The sequence below is a fragment of the Pseudomonas palmensis genome (assembly GCF_049942755.1).
Classification (GTDB): Bacteria; Pseudomonadota; Gammaproteobacteria; order Pseudomonadales; family Pseudomonadaceae; genus Aquipseudomonas; species Aquipseudomonas palmensis.
On record NZ_CP187958.1, the window covers coordinates 3,224,884 to 3,244,954 of the forward strand.

A 20,071-nucleotide genomic window follows, 5' to 3' on the forward strand; every position below is an offset into this window, starting at 1 on the left:
CTAGTCGGGAACTCGCAGCTGTGCCGCGTCGCATCATCAGAGCGCTGAATGCGCTCAGTGTCTGTGCCTTTAGCTTGACCTTGAGCGGCTGTATCGGAACCTGGGGCATCGCCCCGCAAAGCAAGACGCTGCAAGCCAATACCCTGACCACCGACGCGGCCATCCGAGCAGCCGCGCAGGATGCCCACTGGCCCGACCAGCAATGGTGGCAAGCCTATGGCGACCCACAACTGGCGCGCTGGATCGCCCTGGCGCTCCAGGGCAGCCCGACCATGGCCATGGCCGCTGCCCGCGTGCGTGAAGCCAGGGCCATGGCCGGGGTGATCGAGGCCGACGAAAAACTGCAGGTCAACGGCCAGTCCAGCCTCAAGCGCCACAACTGGCCCGAAGATCAGTTCTATGGCCCTGGCGCGCTGTCCGGTGCCAACACCTGGGACAACAATGCCACCCTGGGGCTGAGCTATGCGCTGGACCTGTGGGGCCGCGAGCGCAATGCCAGCGAGCAGGCCGTGGACATGGCCCACATGAGCGTGGCCCAGGCGCGCCAGGCGCAGCTTGAACTGCAGAACAACATCGTCAAGGTGTACATCCAGCTGTCGCTGCACTTTGCCCAGCGCGACATCGTCAAGGCCGAGCTGGCCCAGCAGGAGCAGATCCTGGCCCTGGCCGAACGGCGCCTGGCCGGCGGCATCGGCACCCATTTCGAGGTCAGCCAGGCGCAGACGCCGCTGCCCGAAACCCATCGCCAGCTCGACAGCCTCGATGAAGAAATCGCCCTGGCGCGCAACCAGCTGGCCGCGCTGGCCGGCAAGGGCCCGGGCGAGGGCGCGCAGTTGCAGCGGCCGAATCTCTCGTTGGCCACCGCACTCAAGCTGCCGTCGGCGCTGCCTGCCGAGCTGGTGGGGCAGCGTCCCGACGTGGTTGCCAGCCGCTGGCAGGTGGCGGCCCAGGCGCGCGGTATCGATGTGGCGCATGCCGGCTTCTTCCCCAACGTCGACCTGGTCGGCGGGCTCGGCTTCATGGCCACCGGCGGCGGTGCGCTGGAGTTTCTCACCGGGCGCAAGTTCAACTACAACGTCGGCCCGGCCATCAGCCTGCCGGTGTTCGACGGTGGCCGCCTGCGCTCGCAACTGGGCGTGGCCTCGGCCGGCTACGACATCGCCGTGGCGCGCTACAACCAGACCGTGGTCGAGGCCCTCAAGGGGGTGTCCGACCAGTTGATCCGCCGCCACTCGATGGACGAGCAGCAGCACTTTGCCGCCGAGTCGGTGGCCTCGGCGCAGAAGACCTACGACATCGCCATGATCGCGTTCCAGCGCGGCCTCACCGACTACCTCAACGTGCTCAATGCGCAGACCCTGCTGTTTCGCCAGCAGCAGATCCAGCAGCAGGTGCAGGCCGCGCGCCTGACCGCGCATGCCGAACTGGTCACCGCCCTGGGCGGTGGGCTGGGCGCCGGCAACGATGTGCCGACGCCGGATAAGCAGGACGCACCGGCCACCCCGCGCACCCTGGCGGTGTTCGACAAATGAGCGCCATGACCCTGCCGTTTCGCTGGCTGGCATCACTTGAATGGCGTCGCGGCTTCTTCGAATGGGCGCGTAGCGACGGCGTCACCTGGGTGTACATCTTCAAGGTGCTGAGCGCGGCGTTTCTCACCCTGTGGCTGGCCATGCGACTGGAGCTGCCGCAGCCGCGCACCGCGATGATCACCGTGTTCATCGTGATGCAGTTGCAGAGCGGCCACGTGTTCGCCAAGAGCTTCTACCGCCTGCTCGGCACCCTGGCCGGTTCGTCGGTGATGGTCGCGCTGATCGCGATCTTCCCGCAGAACACCGAGCTGTTCCTGCCCAGCCTGGCGATCTGGGTGGGCATCTGCTCGGCGGGGGCGATGCGCTACCGCAACTTTCGCGCCTATGGCTTCGTGCTGGCCGGCTACACCGCGGCCATGGTCGGCCTGCCGGCCCTGCAGCACCCCGACGGTGCATTCATGGCGGCAGTGTGGCGGGTGCTGGAGATCTCCCTGGGCATCCTGGTGTCGACCCTGGTCAGCGCCGCGATCCTGCCGCAGTCGGCCAGTGCCTCGATGCGCAACGCCCTGTACCAGCGCTTTGGCGTGTTCGCCGGCTTCGTCGCCGAAGGCCTGCGCGGCGACAGCCAGCGCGACCGCTTCGAAAGCAGCAACGTGCGCTTCATCGCCGAGGCGGTGGGCCTGGAAAGCCTGCGCAGCGTGACCGCCTTCGAAGACCCGCACATGCGCCGGCGCAACGGCCGCCTGGGCCGCATGAACAGCGAGTTCATGGCCATCACCACGCGCTTCAACGCCCTGCACCAACTGCTCGAGCGCCTGCGCCAGCGCGGCCCGCTGCAGATCGTCACGGCCATCGAGCCGGGCCTCGATGCTCTGGCCAACCTGCTCGACGGCTATGCCGGGCGCTCGCTGACCCACGCCGATGCCGCACGCCTGGCCGAGCAACTGGCCGCCTACAAGGACGACCTGCCCGAGCGGGTACGCAGCCTGCGCGCCGCCTACCTCGACACCGCGCCCAGCGACGCCGACCTGCTCGACTTTCACACCGCCTACGAACTGCTGTACCGCTTCGTCGACGACCTGCACAGCTATGCCCAGACCCACGCCTCGCTGGCCGAGCATAGCCACGCCCGTGAGCAATGGGACGAACCCTACGTGGCCCAGACCAACTGGCTGGTGTCGCTGGCCGCCGGCGTGCGGGCCGCGTTCATCCTGCTGGTGCTGGGCAGCTTCTGGCTGGCCACGGCGTGGCCCAGCGGGGCCATGATGACCCTGATCGCGGCGGCCACCGTGGGCCTGTCGGCGGCCACCCCCAACCCCAAGCGCATGTCGTTCCAGATGGCCTGCGGCACCCTGTTCGGCGCGCTGGTGGGGTTCTTCGAAACCTTCTTCGTGTTCCCCTGGATCGACGGCTTCCCGCTGCTGTGCATGGTGCTGGCGCCGGTGTTCGTGGTGGGCGCGTTCCTGGCCTCGCGCCCGGCCTACGCCGGTTATGGCCTGGGCCTGCTGATCTTCTTCTCGACCGGCTCGGTGCCCGACAACCTCACCGTCTACAACCCCTACACCTTCGTCAACGACTACATCGCCATGGTCATCGGCATGCTGGTGTGCGCGGCGGCCGGGGCGATCATCCTGCCGCCCAACAGCCGCTGGCTGTGGAGCCGCCTGGAGCAGGACCTGCGCGGCCAGGTGCTGTTCGCCATCAGCGGGCGCCTGCGCGGGCTGGGCTCGGCGTTCGAGAGCCGCACCCGTGACCTGCTGCACCAGGCCTATGGCCTGGCCGTGGGCCAGCCCCAGGTGCAGAGCAAGCTGCTGCGCTGGATGTTCGTGGTGCTGGAGGTGGGCCACGCGATCATCGAGCTGCGCAAGGAACAGGCGATACTCCCGGTGCACCCGTGCTATGCCGAGTCCCAGCCCTGGCGCCAGGCCATCCGCGTGATGGGCCGGGCGCTGGCGCGGCTGTTCCTGCAGCCCACCGCCAGCAATCACGAGCGTGCGCTGGTGGCAGTGGACCATGCGATCAGCCGCGTGCAGGCCACCGACGAACCTTTTGCCCGGCACTTCGACACCTCGGCCCTGCGCCGGGTGCAGAGCTACCTGCACTTCATCCGTACCTCGCTGCTCGACCCACAATCGCCGCTGGCCCACCTGCCCGCGACGCAAGGACTGCCCGATGCCCCGTGAAATCGCCTTCCACGGCCTGTACATGCCCACCATGACCTTGATGTTCCTGTTCGCCGCAGGGCTTGCCTGGGGGCTGGACCGGTTCATTGCCGGGCATGACGGCTACCGTTTTTTCTGGCACCCGGCGCTGCTGCGCCTGTGCCTGTTCATTTGCCTCTTTGGCGCCATGGCGCTGACCGTCTACCGTTGAGACCCTAGTCGATGAAAAAGTTTTTCAGCCTGATCGCCACCTTGCTGGTACTGGCAGCTGCCGTGGCGATCGGCCGGCAATTGTGGGTGCAGTACATGAACACGCCCTGGACCCGCGACGGGCGGGTACGCGCCGACATCATCAACGTGGCCGCCGACGTGCCCGGGTATGTGGTGGACGTGCCGGTGCGCGACAACCAGCTGGTGAAGAAGGGCGACCTGCTGATCCAGATCGACCCCGAGCACTACGAGGTGGCGGTCAGGCAGGCGCAGGCGCTGGTAGCCTCGCGCAAGGCCACCTGGGAGATGCGCAAGGTCAATGCGCACCGGCGTGCCGACATGGACAACCTGGTGATCTCGAGGGAGAACCGCGACGACGCCAGCAACATCGCCAACTCGGCCCTGGCTGACTACCAGCAGGCCCAGGCGCAGCTGGCGGCGGCAGAGCTGGACCTCAAGCGCACGCGCATCCTGGCCACGGTGGACGGCTACGTGACCAACCTCAACGTGCACCGCGGCGACTATGCGCGCACCGGTGAGCCGAAGATGGCGGTGGTCGACAAGGACTCGTTCTGGGTCTACGGCTTCTTCGAGGAGACCAAGCTGCCGCACGTGAAGGTGGGCGATCAGGCCGACCTGCAGATGATGAGCGGCGAGGTGCTCAAGGGGCATGTGGAGAGCATCTCGCGCGGCATCTATGACCGCGACAACCCTGAAAGCCGCGAGCTGATCGCCGACGTCAACCCCACCTTCAACTGGGTGCGCCTGGCCCAGCGGGTACCGGTGCGCATCCACATCGACGAGGTGCCCGAAGGCTTCCTGCTGGCAGCGGGCACCACCTGCACGGTGGTGGTCAAGCCGCGCGATTGAGCGCGTGCCGCTGCCATGGCGAACGTTCAGCGGTGCATGAACTGCGGCTCGCGCTTCTCGGCGAAGGCGGCCATGCCTTCCTTCTGGTCCTCGATGGCGAAGGTGGAATGAAACAGCCGGCGCTCCTGGCGCACGCCTTCGCTCAAGGTGGTTTCGAAGGCGCCGTTCACCGCCTCCTTGGCCATCATCGCTACCGGCCCGGAGTAGCCGGCGATCCGCGCCGCGACACGCAAGGCTTCGTTGAGCAGCGCCGCGTCGCTCACCACCCGGCTCACCAGGCCGCAGCGCTCGGCTTCGTGGGCGTCCAGGGTGCGCCCGGTGAGCACCATGTCCATGGCCTTGGCCTTGCCGATGAAGTGCGCCAGGCGCTGGCTGCCGCCGGCACCGGGGATGGTCCCCAGCTTGATTTCCGGCTGGCCGAAGCGCGCGCTCTCGGCGGCGATGATGAAGTCGCACATCAGCGCCATCTCGCAGCCACCGCCCAGTGCGTAGCCGGCCACCGCGGCGATCACCGGCTTGCGAAAGCTGGCCAGGCGCTCCCAGTCCACGGTCACGAAGTCGCTGGTGTACACGTCGATGTAGTTGCGGTTGCGCATGGCCATTATGTCGGCCCCGGCGGCGAACACCGTGTCGGTGCCGGTCAGCACCACGGCGCGCACGCTGCGGTCCTGTTCCAGGCGGTCGAGCACGCCGGCCAGCTCCGCCGCCAGTTCGGCGCACAGGGCATTGAGCGACAGCGGCCGGTTGAGGCGAATCAGCGCCACCGCGTCAATCTGTTCCAGCAGCAGGTAATCGAGTTTCATCCGTGTAGTCTCGTTCAAGGGGTGAGTGCAAGGGGGCGTCAGAGATGACGCGCATCGACCAGTACCGGGCAACCGGCCTTGTCGATGACTTTGCTGCTGATCGAGGGGTCGAACATGCGGTCCAGCCGCGACAGGTGGCGGTGGCCCATCACGATCAGGTCGCTGCCCAGGCGCTTGGCCTCGGCGACGATGCTCGACACCGGGTCGCCATTGACCAGGTTGCCTTCGGTCTGGAAGCCGCGTTCGCGCAGGTGGGTCACCGCCTGCAGCATGCTCATGTCGGCCACCTGCTGTTCATGGCTGGCCGCCGGGTATTCGGTTTCGTCCTGCGGGCTGATGTGGCCGTCCTGTTCGGGCAGTGCGTAGGCACGGTCGACCGCCAGCAGCACATGCAGGCGATGACGGGTCTGCTCGCAGAACGTGCTGACGGTTTCCAGGATGCCGTGGCTGCGTGGCGAGCCATCGATGGCGATCAAAACGACGCTGTACATGGGGCAGGGTCCACTCACTGTGCAAAGAGCAGCATTCTTGAAAAAAGCATGCGGCGCGGTAAATGGTGCAGCGTGCAATGACTAGTTGCGCCACATGCAGGGGCTGTGAGCGCGGCGGAAACTGTTAAGCTTTGCCCCGGACTCAACGAAGCAATGAATGGATGCTTGCCATGCACTTTCCAGATATGAATTTGCTGGTCGCGCTGGATGCGCTGCTCGATGAAGGCAGTGTGGTCGGCGCGGCGCGGCGGATGAACCTGAGCCCCGCGGCCATGAGCCGTACCCTGACGCGCATTCGCCATGCGGTGGGTGACCCGATTCTGGTGCGCGCCGGCCGCGGCCTGGTGCCCACGCCCAAGGCCATGGCCCTGCGCAGTCAGGTGCGCAGCGTGGTGGAGCAGGCCAACCAGGTGTTCAGTTCCAGTGACGAGGTCGACCTGCAGAGCCTGGAACGGGCCTTCAACCTGCGCGCCAACGATGTATTCATCGCGCCCTTTGCCGCGCCCCTGCTGGAAACCATGCGCGAACAGGCGCCGCACACGGTGCTGCGCTTCGTGCCCGAAGGCGAGGGCGGCGACGAGGACGCCGCACTGCGCGACGGGCGCCTGGACCTGTACATCAGTGCCACGCGCAACCTCGGCCCCGAGATCAAGGTGCAGAGCCTGTTCTCCACCACCTTCGTCGGCCTGGCGCGGGTCGATCACCCGATCTTCGATGACGAGATCACCCCCGAGCGCTTCGCCGGCTACGAGCAGATCAGCGTGTCGCGCCGTGGCCGCGCCGCCGGCCCGATCGATGCGGCGCTGGCCGGCATGGGCCTGCAGCGGCGCGTGGCGCTGATCACCCCGAGCTTTCATTCGGCGATGTTCTCGCTGCCCGACTCCGAGTTGCTGCTGGCGCTACCCGAGCACGTGCTGATGAGCGTGGCCCGGCTCGGCCTGCCGCTGCGCTCGTTCCGCATCCCGATGGCGCTGGAGGCGGTAACCATCATGCAGGCCTGGCACCCGCGCTTCGACAACGACCCCGCCCACCGCTGGTTGCGCCAGACCCTCAAGGAATGCTGCTCCAGGCACTACGCCTGAGCCCGGGGCAGGCACGCGTTATCGACGGCTTTTGTGGATTGCGTTTGACGCAGCAATAAACTGCGAATATGTCAGTTTTCGTCATCTATTGGCCTCCATAGACTTGCCGGGTACTTAACTACCCGGAGTCCTCCTGCCATGTGTGTGCCTTTTTTCTGCCGTGCTTCAGCGCCTGTGGGCGGGGGCCGGCCATGACGTCGCTGGCGGCCCAGGCGCCCTTGGGGGCCACCCCGGCGCCCGCCGCGGCGCCTGCCAAACCGGCCGCCCCGGCTGCCTTCGGCCTGCGTATCGTGGTGGGCCTGGTCGGCGTGCTGCTGGCGGTGCTGTGCGCCGGCCTCAACGAGATGGTCACCAAGATGGCCCTGGCCGACATCCGTGGCGGGATGCACATCGGCGCCGACGAAGGGGCCTGGCTGGTGGCGCTGTACTCGGCCACCTCGGTGTCGGCCATGGCCTTTGCGCCCTGGTGCTCGGTGACCTTCTCGCTGCGCCGCTTCACCCTGTGTGCCATCGGCGCCTTTGCCGTACTGGGGCTGCTCTGCCCGTTTGCACCCAACCTCGAAAGCCTGATGCTGCTGCGCACCCTGCAAGGCCTTGCCGGGGGCGCGCTGCCGCCGATGCTGATGAGCGTGGCGCTGCGCTTTCTGCCCCCCGGCATCAAGCTCTACGGCCTGGCCGGCTACGCCCTGACCGCAACCTTCGGGCCGAGCCTGGGCCTGCCGCTGGCGGGCATGTGGACCGAGTATGTCGGCTGGCAGTGGGCGTTCTGGCAGATCATCCTGCCCTCGCTGGTGGCCATGGGCTGCGTGGCCTGGGGCCTGCCGCAGGACCCGTTGCGCCTGGAGCGCTTCAAGCAGTTCGACTGGCGCGGCCTGTTGCTGGGGCTGCCGGCCATCTGCTCGATCGTGATCGGCCTGTCCCAGGGCGACCGCATGGGCTGGTTCAACTCGCCGCTGATCTGCTGGCTGCTGGGCGGCGGGGTGGTGCTGCTGGTGCTGTTCATGATCAACGAATGGTCGCACCCGCTGCCGTTCTTCAAGCTGCAGATGCTGCGCAACCGCAACCTGACCCACGCCCTGATCACCCTGGGCGGGGTGCTGGTGGTGCTGTCGGCCGTGATCATCATCCCCACCAACTACCTGGCCCAGGTCCAGGGCTATCGGCCCGTGCACAGCGGCCCGGTGATGCTGCTGGTGGCGCTGCCGCAACTGCTGGCGCTGCCGCTGACCGCGGCGCTGTGCAACATCCGCGCGGTGGACTGCCGCTGGGTGCTGGCCATCGGCCTGGGCATGCTCGCCATGTCATGCCTGGGCGGCACGCAGATCACCTCGCAGTGGGTGCGCGAAAACTTCTATGTGCTGCAACTGTTCCAGATCTTCGGCCAGCCGATGGCGGTGATCCCGCTGCTGATGCTCGCCACCGGCGGCATGACCCCGCAGGACGGCCCGTTCGCCTCGGCCTGGTTCAACACCATCAAGGGCCTGGCTTCGGTGGTGGCCGCCGGGGTGCTGGAGGCCCTGACCACGGTGCGCCGGCATTTCCACTCCAACATGCTGGTGGACAACCTGGGCAACTCGCCGCTGGCCGCCAGCGATGCGCCGGGGTTGGCCAGGCGCATCCATGAGCAGGCCGTGGTGCTGACCTCGGCCGACCTTTACCTGTGCATGGCGCTGCTGGCACTGGCGCTGATCGTGCTGATTCCCTTTGTGCCTACCCGGATCTACCCGCCGCGTGCAGTGGCCTAGTCCCGTCGAGAGAGAAAGACATGACCTCAAGTAAAACTTCCAGACTCACCCTGATCGCCGTGGCGGTGATCGTCGTCGCCGGCCTGGCCTATGTGGCGCTGCCCGCGCTGTTCGGCAGCGGCGGCACGCAGTCCACCAACGATGCGTACGTCACGGCCGACTACACCGTGGTGGCGCCCAAGGTGTCGGGCTTCATCAAGGCGGTCCACGTCGAGGACAACCAGCAGGTCAAGGCCGGCCAGGTGCTGGCGCAGATCGACGACCGCGACTTCCAGGCGGCGCTGGCCGCCGCCGACGCGCAGTTGCTGATGTCCCGCGCGCAGTACCAGAACGCCCGCGCCACCCTCGAACGCCAGGCTTCGCTGATCGCCCAGGCCCAGGCCACGGTGGCTGCCGACGAGGCGGCGCTGGCGTTCGCCAACCATGAACTGACCCGTCACACCCGCCTGGCCGAGCAGGGCGCCGGCACCGTGCAGAACGCCCAGCAGGCGCGCAGCCGGGTCGATCAGGCCCAGGCTCGCCTGGCCAACACCCGTGCGGCGCTGGCCGCGGCACGCAAGCAGGTGGACATTCTCACCGCGCAGGTGGAGGCGGCCCAGGGCGGCCTCAAGCATGCCGAGGCCGCGCTGGACCGTGCCCGCCTGGACCTGTCCTACACGCAGATCGTCGCACCCATCGACGGCATGGTCGGCGAGCGCGCCGTGCGCGTGGGCGCCTACGTCAACCCGGGCGCACGGCTGCTCTCGGTGGTGCCGCTGGCGCAGGCCTACGTGGTCGGCAACTTCCAGGAAACCCAGCTGACCCACGTGCAGCCAGGCCAGGCAGTGCTGGTGAGCGTGGATACCTTTGCCGGTGAACAGCTGCGCGGCCATGTGCAGAGCGTGGCCCCGGCCACCGGCCTGACCTTTGCCGCAGTCAAGCCGGACAACGCCACCGGCAACTTCACCAAGGTGGTGCAGCGCATCCCGGTGAAGATCGTGCTCGACGCCGACCAGCCATTGCTCAGCCGCCTGCGCGTGGGCATGTCGGTGATCGCCAAAATTGATACCCAGAGCCCGGCCAGGGCCCAGGCCGGCAACGAGGTCAGCGCTCGATGAACTTCGCACAGGCTACTTCGCCCTTGCTGCTGGGCGCCACGCTGACCCTCGGCGCCTGCAGCCTGGGCCCCGATTTCGAAGCGCCGCGCTCCACCGCGCCGTCGGCCTGGCCGACCCTGCAGGAGAAGGCCGGCCCCAGCCAGCCCGAGGCGACACCGCTGCAGGCGCGCTGGTGGGAGCAGTTCAACGATGCGCAGCTGTCGTCACTGGTACAGCGCGCGGTCGAACGCAACCTGGACCTGCAGGTGGCCACCGCCCGGCTGATGCAGAGCCGCGCGGTGCGCAGCAGCATTGCCTCCGAGCAGTACCCGTCGGTCGACCTGAACGGCAACTACAGCCGCGCCCGCAACAGCGAGGATGGCCTCAACGACCCGTCCGGCAAGAACGGCAAGTCGGCCTTCAACCTGTGGCAGGGCGACTTCACCGCTGCCTGGGAACTGGACCTGTGGGGCCGGGTGCGGCGTGAGGTGGAGGCCGCCGACGCCAGCGTCGAGGTGGCCGAAAACGACCGCCAGGGCGTGCTGCTGTCGTTGCTGGCCGAGACCGCCCACGACTATATCCAGCTGCGTGCGGTGCAGAGCACCCTGGCGGTGATCCGCGAGAACCTCGACGTGTCGCGCCACAGCCTGCGCCTGTCGCAGATGCGCCTGAACGATGGCGTGGCGACCAACCTCGACGTGGCCCAGGCCAAGGCGCAGGTGGCGTCCATCGAGGCGCGCCTGCCCACCCTGGAAGACCGCCAGGCGCAACTGATCAACGCCCTGAGCCTGCTGCTGGCCGAACCGCCACGCAGCCTGCAGAACGAACTGCTGCAACCGGCACCGATGCCGCAGACCGCGCAGCGCTTTGCCATGGGCCTGCCCTCGGAGCTGGCCGAGCGGCGCCCCGACATCCGCCAGGCACAGGCGCAACTGCACGCCGCCACGGCCAGCATCGGGGTGGCCAAGGCCAACTTCTATCCGAGCATCCGCCTGTCGGGCAGCGCGGGGTTCCAGTCGCTGCAACTGTCGGACTTCGGCAACTGGAGTTCGCGCCGGTTTGCCATCGGCCCGCAGTTGAGCCTGCCGATCTTCGAAGGCGGGCGCCTGACCGGCGTGCTCAAGCTGCGCGAGGCGCAGCAGCAGGAAGCGGCTGTGCAGTACCAGCAGGTGGTGCTGCGCGCCTGGCACGAGATCGACGATGTGCTGCGCCTGTACAACGCCAGCCAGCTGCGCCGCGACCTGCTCGACGAAGCGGTGCGCCAGAGCCGGGTGGCGCTGGACACCGCGCGCAACCAGTACGTGGAGGGCGCGGTCGACTTCCTCAACGTGCTGACCGTGCAGAGCGCCTTGCTGGCCAACCAGGAGCAGTGGGTCGAAAGCTCGGCGGCGGTGTCGCTGGCCATGGTCGGCCTGTACAAATCCCTGGGCGGGGGCTGGCAGTCATTTGCCCCACCGGCCCAGGCCAGCGCTGAACTCGATCGAGGGCAGCGGTCAAAGCACCCATGAGGCCTGCGCCGGCCGTGCCCCGGCACGGCCGGCGCCACGCCGGGGTTCACATGTCATCCAGAAAAGGACGCAGGTATGAATATTTCCTTGCACGGCAAGCGTGCGATCGTCAGCGGCTCCACCGCCGGTATCGGCTTTGCCATTGCCCACGGGCTGGCCGAGGCCGGTGCCGAGGTGGTGGTCAACGGGCGCACCAAGGCCCGTGTCACGCGCGCCGTCGAACAGATCCAGCGCAAGTTGCCGGGGGCCAAGGTCAAGGGCATTGCGGCCGACCTGGGCACGGCCGAGGGGGCGGACATCTTGTTTGCCAAGGAGCCGGAAACCGACATCCTGGTCAACAACCTGGGCATCTTCGAGCCCAAGGGCTTCTTCGAGATCAGCGACGAGGACTGGCAGCGCTTCTTCGAGGTCAACGTGATGAGCGCGGTGCGCCTGTCGCGCCATTACGCCAAGGGCATGGCCACGCGCGAGTGGGGCCGGGTGCTGTTCCTGTCGAGTGAATCGGCGCTGCAGATCCCGACCGAGATGGTGCACTACGGCACCACCAAGACCGCTCTGCTGGCGATTTCCCGCGGGCTGGCCGAGACCCTGGCCGGTACCGGCGTGACCGTCAATGCGGTGCTGCCGGGCCCGACCCGCTCCGAAGGCGTGGGCGGCTACTTCAGCCAGATGGCCAGGGAGCAGGGGGTGGACAGCGAGACGCTGGAGGCCCGGTTCATTGCCGAGCACCGCCCCAGCTCGGTCATCAAGCGCCTGGCCACGGTCGAGGAGGTCGCCAACATGGTGGTCTACCTGGCCTCGCGCCAGGCCAGCGCCACCACCGGCGCAGCCCTGCGCGTGGATGGCGGCGTGGTTCGTTCCATCGCCTGATGCACCCTGCCGCGCCCGGGCGAGCGACTCGCCCGGGCGCGGCCTTCAGCCGGCAATCGCCGGCAGGCTGGCCGGTTGCAGCCCGTAGTCGAACTCGGCGAACAGCCGGGCAAAGCGCTTGAGCGATTCGGGCGCGTCCATGCGCTCCATCACCACTTCGATGAACACCAGCGTGTCGGCCTGTGCGGCCTGGGCCAGCGCATCTTCGAGCTGGTCCTCGGTGTGCACGGTGAAGCTGCGCGAGCGCTCGCGGGTGTCCAGCACGCTGGCCAGTTGCGCATAGCGCCAGGGGTTCACGTCGTTGTAGCTGGCATGCTCGCCCAGGATCAGCCGTTCGATGGTGTAGCCATCGTTGTTGATCAGGAAGATCACCGGCTTGAGGTTGTGCGCCAGAATCGTCGACAGCTCCTGCACGGTCATCTGCAACGAGCCGTCGCCGATGAACAGCAGTTGGCGGCGTGTCGGTGCGGCCAGCAGGCTGCCCAGCAGCGCGGGCAGGGTGTAGCCGATCGAACCCCAGATCGGCTGGGTGATGCAGGTTGCCCCGGTCGGCAGGCGCAGGCCGCTGATGCCCGCCGACGAGGTACCGCTTTCGGCGATGACCAGGTCGTCGGCTTCGATCAGGTGGCCGATGCGCTGCCAGAAGCGCAGCTGGCTCAGCGGCTTGCCCGACAGCGCGGCGAACGCCGGGCTGGCACTGAACGGCGGGATGCGCTGGGCGCGGCGCTCGCGTGCCAGCGCCTGTTGGCCCAGCGCCTGGAGCACCTGGCCCAGGCTCACGGCGGTGTAGTGCTGCCTGGCGATCGAGGCCGCGTAGGCGTGCAGCTGGATCAGCGCGCCGTCCATGAAGCTGTGGGAGAACAGCGCGGTGCTGGTGTCGGTGAAGCGTGCGCCAAGGCTGATCACGCAGTCGGATTGCTCCAGTGCCGCACGCACGCCGGGCGCGGAGCCGGCACCGGCGTAGGTGCCGAGGAACAGCGGGTGCGACTCGGGCAGCATGGCCTTGGCCGGCGGCAGGCAGGCGAAGGGCAGGTCGAAGCGCTCGATCAGCTCGAGCACCTGGGGCACCAGGCCAAAGCGCGCCACGTCCATGTCCACCAGCAGCACCGGCGAGCTGGCGGCATCCAGGCGTGCCACCAGCGCCCGTACCACCGCCTGCAGTTGCCCCGGCTCGCTGCGCGGCTCGCTCAGTTGCAGCGGCGTGTCGGGCACCTCGATCGGCAGGGTGGCCAGGTCGCTGGGCAGTTGCAGGTACACCGGGCGGCGTTCGCGGTAGCAGGTCTGCAATACGCGGTCGATTTCCATGGCGGCGTTTTCCACGGTGATGCGCGCCTGGGCCACAGTGAACTGGCGCAGGGTCACCATGATGTTGTCGTAGTTGCCGTCGCCCAGGGTGTGGTGCATCAGGGCCCGGTCGATGATCGCGTGCAGCGGCGGCATGCCCGACACCATGATCACCGGCACCCGCTCGGCATAGGCGCCGGCGATGCCGTTGAGTGCACTGAGGTCGCCCACCCCGTAGGTGGTCAGCACCGCGCCGAAGCCCTGGGTGCGGGCGTAGCCGTCGGCCGCGTAGGCCGCGTTGAGTTCGTTGCAGTTGCCGATGAAGTCGAGCGTGGGCAGCGCCTCGACCTGTTCGAGCAGGGTCAGGTTGTAGTCGCCGGGCACGCCGAACAGGTGGCGGATGCCGAATTCCTGAAGGCGGCGCAGCAGAAAATCGCCAATGGTCATGTCCATGAGTAGGGGAGCCTCGTGATCCTTGAGAGAGGGTGCGCCGCTAGGGCTGGCGGCGCAGGTCGATGACGTTGCCGGCCTTGCCTTCGGAACGCTTGAGGGTGTGGCACGGGTGCAGCTGGATGTGGGTGCTGATGCCCACGTGCACCTTGATCTGGTGGCTCAGTTGCTGGCAGGCGGCCTGTTGCTGCCGGGCGCTCAGGCCGCTGTGTTCCGGGCGCAGCTCGACGTGGACGGCCAGCACGTCGAGGTTACCCTGGCGGCTGACATGCAGCTGGTACACCGGGCTGAACATCAGCAGCTTGAGCAGTTGCTCCTCGATCTGGCTGGGGAACACGTTGACCCCGCGGATGATCAGCATGTCGTCGCTGCGCCCGGTGATGCGGTCGATGCGGCGCATGGCGCGACCGTTGCCGGGCAACAGGCGGGTGAGGTCGCGGGTGCGGTAGCGCACCATCGGTAGCGCTTCCTTGCTCAGGGTGGTCAGCACCAGTTCGCCGAACTGCCCGTCGGGCAGCACCGCGCCGGTGACCGGGTCGATGATCTCGGGGTAGAAGTGGTCTTCCCAGAGTGTCGGGCCGTCCTGGGTGTCGAGGTGCTCCATGGCCACCCCCGGGCCCATCACTTCCGACAGGCCGTAGATGTCCAGGGCCTTGATGCCCAGGCGCTGTTCCAGCTCGCCGCGCATCTGTCCGCCCCACGGCTCGGCGCCGAAGATCCCGGCGCGCAGCGACAGCGACTGCGGGTCGATGCCCTGGCGTTCGATCTCTTCGGCGATGTTGAGCATGTAGGACGGCGTCACCATGATGATGTCCGGCTGGAAGTCCTTGAGCAGCTGCACCTGGCGTGCGGTCTGCCCGCCCGACATCGGGATCACCGTGCAGCCCAGTTTCTCGGCGCCGTAGTGTGCGCCAAGGCCTCCGGTGAACAGGCCGTAGCCATAGGCGATATGGATGCGGTCGCCGCGCCGCCCGCCCGCAGCGCGGATCGAGCGCGCCACCAGCGAGGCCCACACGTCGATATCGTTGCGCGTGTAGCCGACCACGGTGGGCTGGCCGGTGGTGCCGCTGGAGGCATGCAGGCGCAGCACCTGGTCCATCGGCACGGCGAACAGGCCGAAGGGGTAGTGGTCGCGCAACTGTGCCTTGCTGGTCAGCGGGAAGTGCGCCAGGTCGTCGAGGTGCTTGAGGTCGTAGGGGTGCACGTCCAGTGCATGGAACTGCTCGCGGTACCAGGCCACATGGGTGTAGGCATGCAGCAGGGTCTGGCGCAGGCGCAGCAATTGGTGCTGGCGCAACTCGTCGAGGCCGGCCTGTTCCAGGTGGTCATCGAACGGTTGGGCGAAGGGCACCGGGGCCAGGGCGGCGACAGGGCTTGCGTGCAGTAAAGTCGATTCGATCGGCATCGGGTCTGTTCTCTACCAGGAAGGGGAGTGGTCAAGGGCGCCCACGCTCGCGCTGCCATGCCCGCGCGCCGGGTGGGGCCGGGCGCGCAGGTGGCAGGGGCGGGCGCTGCGGGATCAGCCGGCCTGGGTCAGGCGCAGCAGCTGGTTGAAGATGTTCTTCTGGTGCATCTCTTCGGTACCGCCCACGCTGGCAAAGCCCAGCGCGTCCTTGACCAGGGTGGCGATGTCGCCTTCGTGGTAGCCCAGGCTGCCATACAGCTTGAGCAGGCTGATGGCGCTGTGGATGAAGTCCTGCGCGGCGCCGAGCTTGGCGATCGAGCAGCTCATCAGCGCCTGGGGGTCGTTGCCCAGCAGCTGGTCGAGCGCGGCGTACACCATCCAGCGGTTGCGCTCCATGCCCATGGCGATGTCCACCAGGCGCTTCTGCACGTACTGGTGGGTGTCGATGGCGCTGTTGAAGCTCTGGCGGTTGGCCGCGTAGTGCATGGCCTCGGCCAGGAACGGCGTGGGCAGGTTGGCCGCTACCAGGCCGTAGTACGCACGCCCCAGCGAGATGATCCTGATCAGTTGCTGCAGGCCGCGGCCCGGCTCGCCCAGTACCTGTTCGGCCGGCACCGGCAGGTTGTCGAAGTGCAGCGGGCCGGTGGGCAGGTGCTTGTTGCCCAGCTTGTCGTCCGGCTCGCCACGGGTCAGGCCGGGGGTGTCCTTGTCGATGATCACCAGGGCGATGTTGTGCTTGGAGTCGGTGGCCAGGCGGGTCACGATCAGCAGGAAGTCGGCCACCGGTGCATGGGCGATGTTGAACTTGCTGCCGGTCAGCCGGTAGCCGTCCGCGCACGGGGTCAGCAGGCTGTGGATACTGCGCACGTCGGTGCCGGTGCCCGGTTCGGCGATGCCGGTGGCGCTCAGCGCGCCGGCCAGGATCGCGCTCAGGTAGCGGTCCTTCTGGGCGTCGCTGCCGTAGAGCATCAGGGCACGGACCATGCCGGCCTGGGCAATCACCGACAGCAGCAGCTCGGGCGTGCGGATCGACGAGGCCAGGCCTTCCAGCGCGGCACTGAAGCCCCACCAGTCTTCACCCAGGCCGCCGTATTCGAGCGGGATGACCAGCTTCCACAGGCCCGCGTCGCACAGGCGCTGCCAGCCGTAGTGATCGAAACCGGGGGCGGCGCTGCGCCGCGCCTCGGCCAGTTCCACGCCGATGGCGCGGTAGGTCGACAGCAGCGCGAGCTGCTGTGGAGTCCAGGAGAGTTTCATTGAGCGTACCTTTGCAGTCGGTTCGCCGGGGCGCCTGAGCGTCGGCGAACGGTTCGTCCCTGAGCGCCGGCTCAGCCTTCCTGGAAAGCCAGGACCTGATCCTTGAATGCCTGGGGCACAGGCACGGTGGCCTGTTTGTCGTAGTCGAACATCACGTGGTACGACTTGGCCCTGGCCACCACCTCGTGGGTATCGTCCTGGCGGCGCATGGTGTGCTCGATCTCGAAGCTCTTGGTGCCGAATTTCACCACGGCGCTGCTGACCACCAGGGTTTCGCCGTACATGGCCTGCTTGAGGTAGTCGCACTCGCTGCGCACCATGATGTGCGGCAGTTTTTCGCTCTTTGGCAGTTGCAGCAGGTGGTGCATGTAGCAGAGGTAGGCATGTTGCATGTAGTCATAATAGATGGGGCTGCTTACATGGCCCATCGAGTCGGTGTCGCGGTATTTGATTTCAATGACGGTCTCAAAGCCTTTCTGGCTCATGGTGCACTTCCTTTTGTTTGTTCTGTTTGAAGTTGGCGAAATGTTCTTGAAACTTCTCGGCAACTTGTTCGGTCCCTTGAAAGTGGGTTTCAAGTTGTTTCAAATGCTAGGCAAGTTGAACTTGCAAGGCTACTCGCGTTTGTTTGCGTAAAACTCGATTTCGCGCTGCAACGCTTGTCTGCCGTGGGGTTGCTGGCTGCTGGTTGTACGCCATGGTTCGTTTGTGGGGGCGGCCTTGAGGGTGGCGTTGAATTGCTCGCATTTCGCCGCCGACAACGAACTTTGGTCATGAATATTTAATATTCCTGGCAATGCGAGCAATCCACGGCGGGTACACGGGCACGGCTCTTGTGTGTGGGGTTTTTAATGCGAGTAGTTGTTCGGCAGGCATTCTTTTAGCATGGCCGCCACTCAGGCGCCGTTGTTGTAGCGGCCCTGTATCGCCATTCAGGGAGTGCAGTGTTCATGACCAATCAAGACAGGGTGGCGGTGGTCACCGGTGCGGCCAGCGGTATTGGCGCGGCGACCGCCCTGCAGCTGGCACGGGAGGGTTTTCAGGTGGCGTGCCTGGACCGTGACGAAGGCGGCCTGGATCGCACCCTGCATGCGCTGGGCCCAGGCCATCGGCCGTTCGCCCTGGACCTGTGCGATGAACAGGCAGTGGCCGCGGTGTTCGCCGAAATCGCCCGGTGGCACGGGCGCATCGATGGCCTGGCCACCTGCGCCGGGGTGGTCGACACCACGGCATTCGACGACCTGAGCGTGGCGCGCCTGCGCCAGTTGCTGGAGGTCAACCTGCTTGCCACCTTCAGCGTGGTGCAGCACAGCGTGCCCTTGATGCGCGCCGGCGGGCATATATGCACCGTGGCCAGCGTCGCCGGCATTCGCGGCGGTGGCCTGGCCGGCACGCTCGGCTACGCCACCAGCAAGGGCGCGGTAATCACCCTGAGCAAGGGCCTGGCGCGCGAACTGGGCCCGCGCGGGCTGACCGTCAATTGCGTCGCCCCGGCGGTGATCCGCACGCCGATGCTCGATGACACCACGCGCGTCGCCGGCAAGCTCGAACAGCTGCACGGCATGACCGCCTTGCGCCGCGAGGGCCGTGCCGAGGAAGCCGCCGAGGTGATCGCCTGGCTGCTGTCGGGCAAGGCCTCGTTCGTCAGCGGCACCACCATCGCCGTGGACGGCGGCCTGGCGATGCTCTGAGGCGCTTTCTTTTCTTCCTTTTCTTCTCTGTACAGGACGTCAACCATGGCAGTTTCCAAGGACAACCCACTGGCGCTTTGCCGCACCTTTTTCTTCATTCCCGGCGCCGACGAGCGCGCGTTGCTGGCGGCACTCGACGGCGATGGCGACGTGCTGGTGCAGGAGCTGGAGGACTTCACCCCACCGGCGCGACGCCCCGAGGCGCGTGCACTGGCGGTGGATATCCTGCAGCGCTGGCGCGCCTGCGGGCGGGTCAGTGCGGTGCGCATCAACCCGTTTGAAACCTGTGGCCACGAGGACCTGGCGGCAGTGATGGCTGGCCGCCCACAGGTGGTGATGATGTCCAAGGTCGAGCGCCGCGAGCAGATGATCGAGCTGGACCAGTTGATCACCGAGCTTGAGGGGCGCCATGGCATCGCTGCCGGCAGCACGTTGATCGTACCGAACATCGAGACCGCGCTGGGCGTGGTGCGCGCCATCGAGATCGCCGCCGCCAGCCCGCGTATCAAGGCGATGCTGGTGGCCACCGAGGACATGGTGGCCGACCTGGGCGCCGGGCGCAGCCGCGCCGGCACCGAGCTGTATTACCCGCGCTCGCGCTTTCTGCTCGAATGCGCGGCGGCGGGGGTGCTGGCCATCGACTCGCCCTACACCTTTGCCGACGCGCAGGGTGCCGAAGCCGACATGCAGTTCGCCCGCTCCATCGGCTACCAGGCCAAGGGTGTGGTCAACCCGGCGCACGTGGCGGTCGCCAATCGCTACCTCACCCCCGCTGACGCGGACGCCGAACTGGCGCGCCGGCAGGTGGCGGCGTTCGAGGCGGCGGCCCAGGGCGGCAACGTGCGTGCCGAGGTCGATGGCCTGGTGGTGGAAGTGCCCAGCTACCTGCAGGCGCTGCGCTTGCTGGAGCGTTACGAGCAGTTGCAGGCGCGCCAGGCGCTACGCCGCTGAGCTGTGCGGCTGCGCGCGGGCGCGGGCGGTGGCCAGCGGCATGGCCGGCGGGAGGCACAACAGCCCGATCAGCGAGCTGCTGATCGCATCCTCGATCTGCGCCTGGCTCATCTGCGGCGAGTCGAGGATGTAGGCCTTGACCATCGAGGTGATCACCTGCGCCGCCAGCCAGGCGGCCAGGTGCAGGTTGCTGTGAGCCAGCGTGGCCCGCCAGCGGTCCAGCAGGCGCTCGATGGACAGGGTGATGCGGGCCTTGTGCTGCAGGTCGTCGACGCTGCGGCTCAGGTTGGCCAGGTCGGTGTCGAGCAGCCGGTGCAGCTCCGGTTCCTGCTGGTGCAGGTGCAGCAGGGCCTGTACCAGCAGCCTGAGGTGGGCCGGCAGGTCGGCCACCTCGTGGGCGCCGGCGACCTCCAGAATCACCCGGTTCATGGCCTGCGCATGGCGCTCATGCAACGCCGCGATCAATGCATCCTTGTTCGGGAAGTACTGATAGACCGAGCCCACGCTGACCCCGGCGCGCTGGGCCACCAGGTTGGTGTTGGTGCCCTGGTAGCCATGCTTGACCACCACCTTGGCGGTGGAGGTGAGGATGGTTTCGACCATCATCCGCGAGCGGGCCTGGGTGGGGATCTTGCGCGGAAGGTTAAGGTGTTTCACGAATGTCTCCAGAAAGGGCCTGATTGC

The 20,071-nt window shown here is 67.3% G+C and carries 18 protein-coding genes; 11 read left to right on the top strand and 7 right to left on the bottom strand.

Annotation, left to right across the window (positions count from 1 at the left end; genetic code table 11):
* Positions 1–20 precede the first annotated feature (20 nt).
* The 4 genes from ACPRTJ_RS14930 to ACPRTJ_RS14945 are packed head-to-tail and all read left to right on the top strand — an operon-like array spanning position 21 to position 4,774.
* A complete protein-coding gene (locus tag ACPRTJ_RS14930) occupies positions 21–1,532 on the top strand; it encodes an efflux transporter outer membrane subunit (RefSeq protein WP_253086582.1) in 1,512 nt (503 codons plus the stop codon).
* Entirely contained in the window at positions 1,529–3,715 is a 2,187-nt protein-coding gene (locus tag ACPRTJ_RS14935) for an FUSC family protein (RefSeq protein WP_054914863.1), read from the top strand. Before ACPRTJ_RS14930 ends, ACPRTJ_RS14935 begins: the two co-directional genes overlap by 4 nt.
* On the top strand, positions 3,705–3,905 hold the full coding sequence (locus tag ACPRTJ_RS14940) for a DUF1656 domain-containing protein (RefSeq protein WP_043860978.1): 201 nt from the start codon (positions 3,705–3,707) through the stop codon (positions 3,903–3,905). Before ACPRTJ_RS14935 ends, ACPRTJ_RS14940 begins: the two co-directional genes overlap by 11 nt.
* An 11-nt stretch (positions 3,906–3,916) precedes the next feature.
* Positions 3,917–4,774 carry an efflux RND transporter periplasmic adaptor subunit gene (locus ACPRTJ_RS14945; RefSeq protein ID WP_043860979.1) on the top strand — a complete coding sequence of 286 codons (858 nt, stop codon included), beginning with the start codon at positions 3,917–3,919 and terminating at the stop codon, positions 4,772–4,774.
* Positions 4,775–4,800: 26 nt separating this feature from the next.
* Here ACPRTJ_RS14945 and ACPRTJ_RS14950 read toward each other — a convergent pair whose 3' ends face one another.
* On the bottom strand, positions 4,801–5,577 hold the full coding sequence (locus tag ACPRTJ_RS14950) for an enoyl-CoA hydratase (RefSeq protein WP_043860980.1): 777 nt from the start codon (positions 5,575–5,577) through the stop codon (positions 4,801–4,803).
* A gap of 38 nt (positions 5,578–5,615) precedes the next feature.
* Positions 5,616–6,068 (bottom strand): universal stress protein, encoded by a 453-nt coding sequence (locus ACPRTJ_RS14955; RefSeq protein ID WP_043860981.1) that lies wholly within the window; start codon positions 6,066–6,068, stop codon positions 5,616–5,618.
* 170 nt (positions 6,069–6,238) lie between these two features.
* Between ACPRTJ_RS14955 and ACPRTJ_RS14960 the strand changes: the two genes are divergently transcribed.
* The 5 genes from ACPRTJ_RS14960 (at position 6,239) to ACPRTJ_RS14980 (ending at position 12,349) form a co-directional block, all read left to right on the top strand.
* Entirely contained in the window at positions 6,239–7,150 is a 912-nt protein-coding gene (locus ACPRTJ_RS14960) for a LysR family transcriptional regulator (protein ID WP_043860982.1), read from the top strand.
* A gap of 191 nt (positions 7,151–7,341) precedes the next feature.
* Entirely contained in the window at positions 7,342–8,895 is a 1,554-nt protein-coding gene (locus ACPRTJ_RS14965) for an MFS transporter (RefSeq protein ID WP_043860983.1), read from the top strand.
* Between the two features lie 20 nt (positions 8,896–8,915).
* Positions 8,916–9,992: an HlyD family secretion protein gene (locus ACPRTJ_RS14970; RefSeq protein ID WP_043860984.1), complete on the top strand. Its 1,077-nt coding sequence runs from the start codon at positions 8,916–8,918 to the stop codon at positions 9,990–9,992.
* Positions 9,989–11,479 carry an efflux transporter outer membrane subunit gene (locus tag ACPRTJ_RS14975; protein ID WP_043860985.1) on the top strand — a complete coding sequence of 497 codons (1,491 nt, stop codon included), beginning with the start codon at positions 9,989–9,991 and terminating at the stop codon, positions 11,477–11,479. Before ACPRTJ_RS14970 ends, ACPRTJ_RS14975 begins: the two co-directional genes overlap by 4 nt.
* Before the next feature lie 75 nt (positions 11,480–11,554).
* Positions 11,555–12,349 carry an SDR family NAD(P)-dependent oxidoreductase gene (locus ACPRTJ_RS14980; RefSeq protein ID WP_043860986.1) on the top strand — a complete coding sequence of 265 codons (795 nt, stop codon included), beginning with the start codon at positions 11,555–11,557 and terminating at the stop codon, positions 12,347–12,349.
* A gap of 45 nt (positions 12,350–12,394) precedes the next feature.
* Here ACPRTJ_RS14980 and ACPRTJ_RS14985 read toward each other — a convergent pair whose 3' ends face one another.
* The 4 genes from ACPRTJ_RS14985 to ACPRTJ_RS15000 form a co-directional block, all read right to left on the bottom strand.
* Positions 12,395–14,086: an alpha-keto acid decarboxylase family protein gene (locus ACPRTJ_RS14985; RefSeq protein ID WP_043860987.1), complete on the bottom strand. Its 1,692-nt coding sequence runs from the start codon at positions 14,084–14,086 to the stop codon at positions 12,395–12,397.
* Between the two features lie 40 nt (positions 14,087–14,126).
* Positions 14,127–15,488, bottom strand: coding sequence for a phenylacetate--CoA ligase PaaK (gene paaK / locus ACPRTJ_RS14990; protein ID WP_054914859.1), 1,362 nt, complete (start codon positions 15,486–15,488; stop codon positions 14,127–14,129).
* A gap of 114 nt (positions 15,489–15,602) precedes the next feature.
* Positions 15,603–16,745 carry an acyl-CoA dehydrogenase family protein gene (locus tag ACPRTJ_RS14995; RefSeq protein ID WP_078479507.1) on the bottom strand — a complete coding sequence of 381 codons (1,143 nt, stop codon included), beginning with the start codon at positions 16,743–16,745 and terminating at the stop codon, positions 15,603–15,605.
* 71 nt (positions 16,746–16,816) lie between these two features.
* Positions 16,817–17,230: an acyl-CoA thioesterase gene (locus tag ACPRTJ_RS15000; protein ID WP_043860990.1), complete on the bottom strand. Its 414-nt coding sequence runs from the start codon at positions 17,228–17,230 to the stop codon at positions 16,817–16,819.
* A 465-nt stretch (positions 17,231–17,695) separates the two neighbouring features.
* Here ACPRTJ_RS15000 and ACPRTJ_RS15005 point away from each other — a divergent pair, with 465 nt between their 5' ends.
* Together ACPRTJ_RS15005 and ACPRTJ_RS15010 are read left to right on the top strand one after the other, a co-directional pair.
* A complete protein-coding gene (locus ACPRTJ_RS15005) occupies positions 17,696–18,436 on the top strand; it encodes an SDR family NAD(P)-dependent oxidoreductase (protein WP_100633486.1) in 741 nt (246 codons plus the stop codon).
* Positions 18,437–18,481: 45 nt separating this feature from the next.
* The gene (locus tag ACPRTJ_RS15010; RefSeq protein WP_043860993.1) at positions 18,482–19,387 is read left to right on the top strand and encodes an HpcH/HpaI aldolase/citrate lyase family protein; all 906 of its coding nucleotides are present in this window, start codon (positions 18,482–18,484) and stop codon (positions 19,385–19,387) included.
* On the opposite strand, the gene ACPRTJ_RS15015 is transcribed toward ACPRTJ_RS15010, so the two are convergent.
* Complete coding sequence (locus tag ACPRTJ_RS15015; RefSeq protein ID WP_052504232.1) at positions 19,376–20,044, bottom strand: TetR/AcrR family transcriptional regulator; 669 nt, start codon at positions 20,042–20,044, stop codon at positions 19,376–19,378. The two genes, ACPRTJ_RS15010 and ACPRTJ_RS15015, sit on opposite strands and share 12 nt — an antisense overlap.
* Between the last annotated feature and the right edge of the window lie 27 nt (positions 20,045–20,071).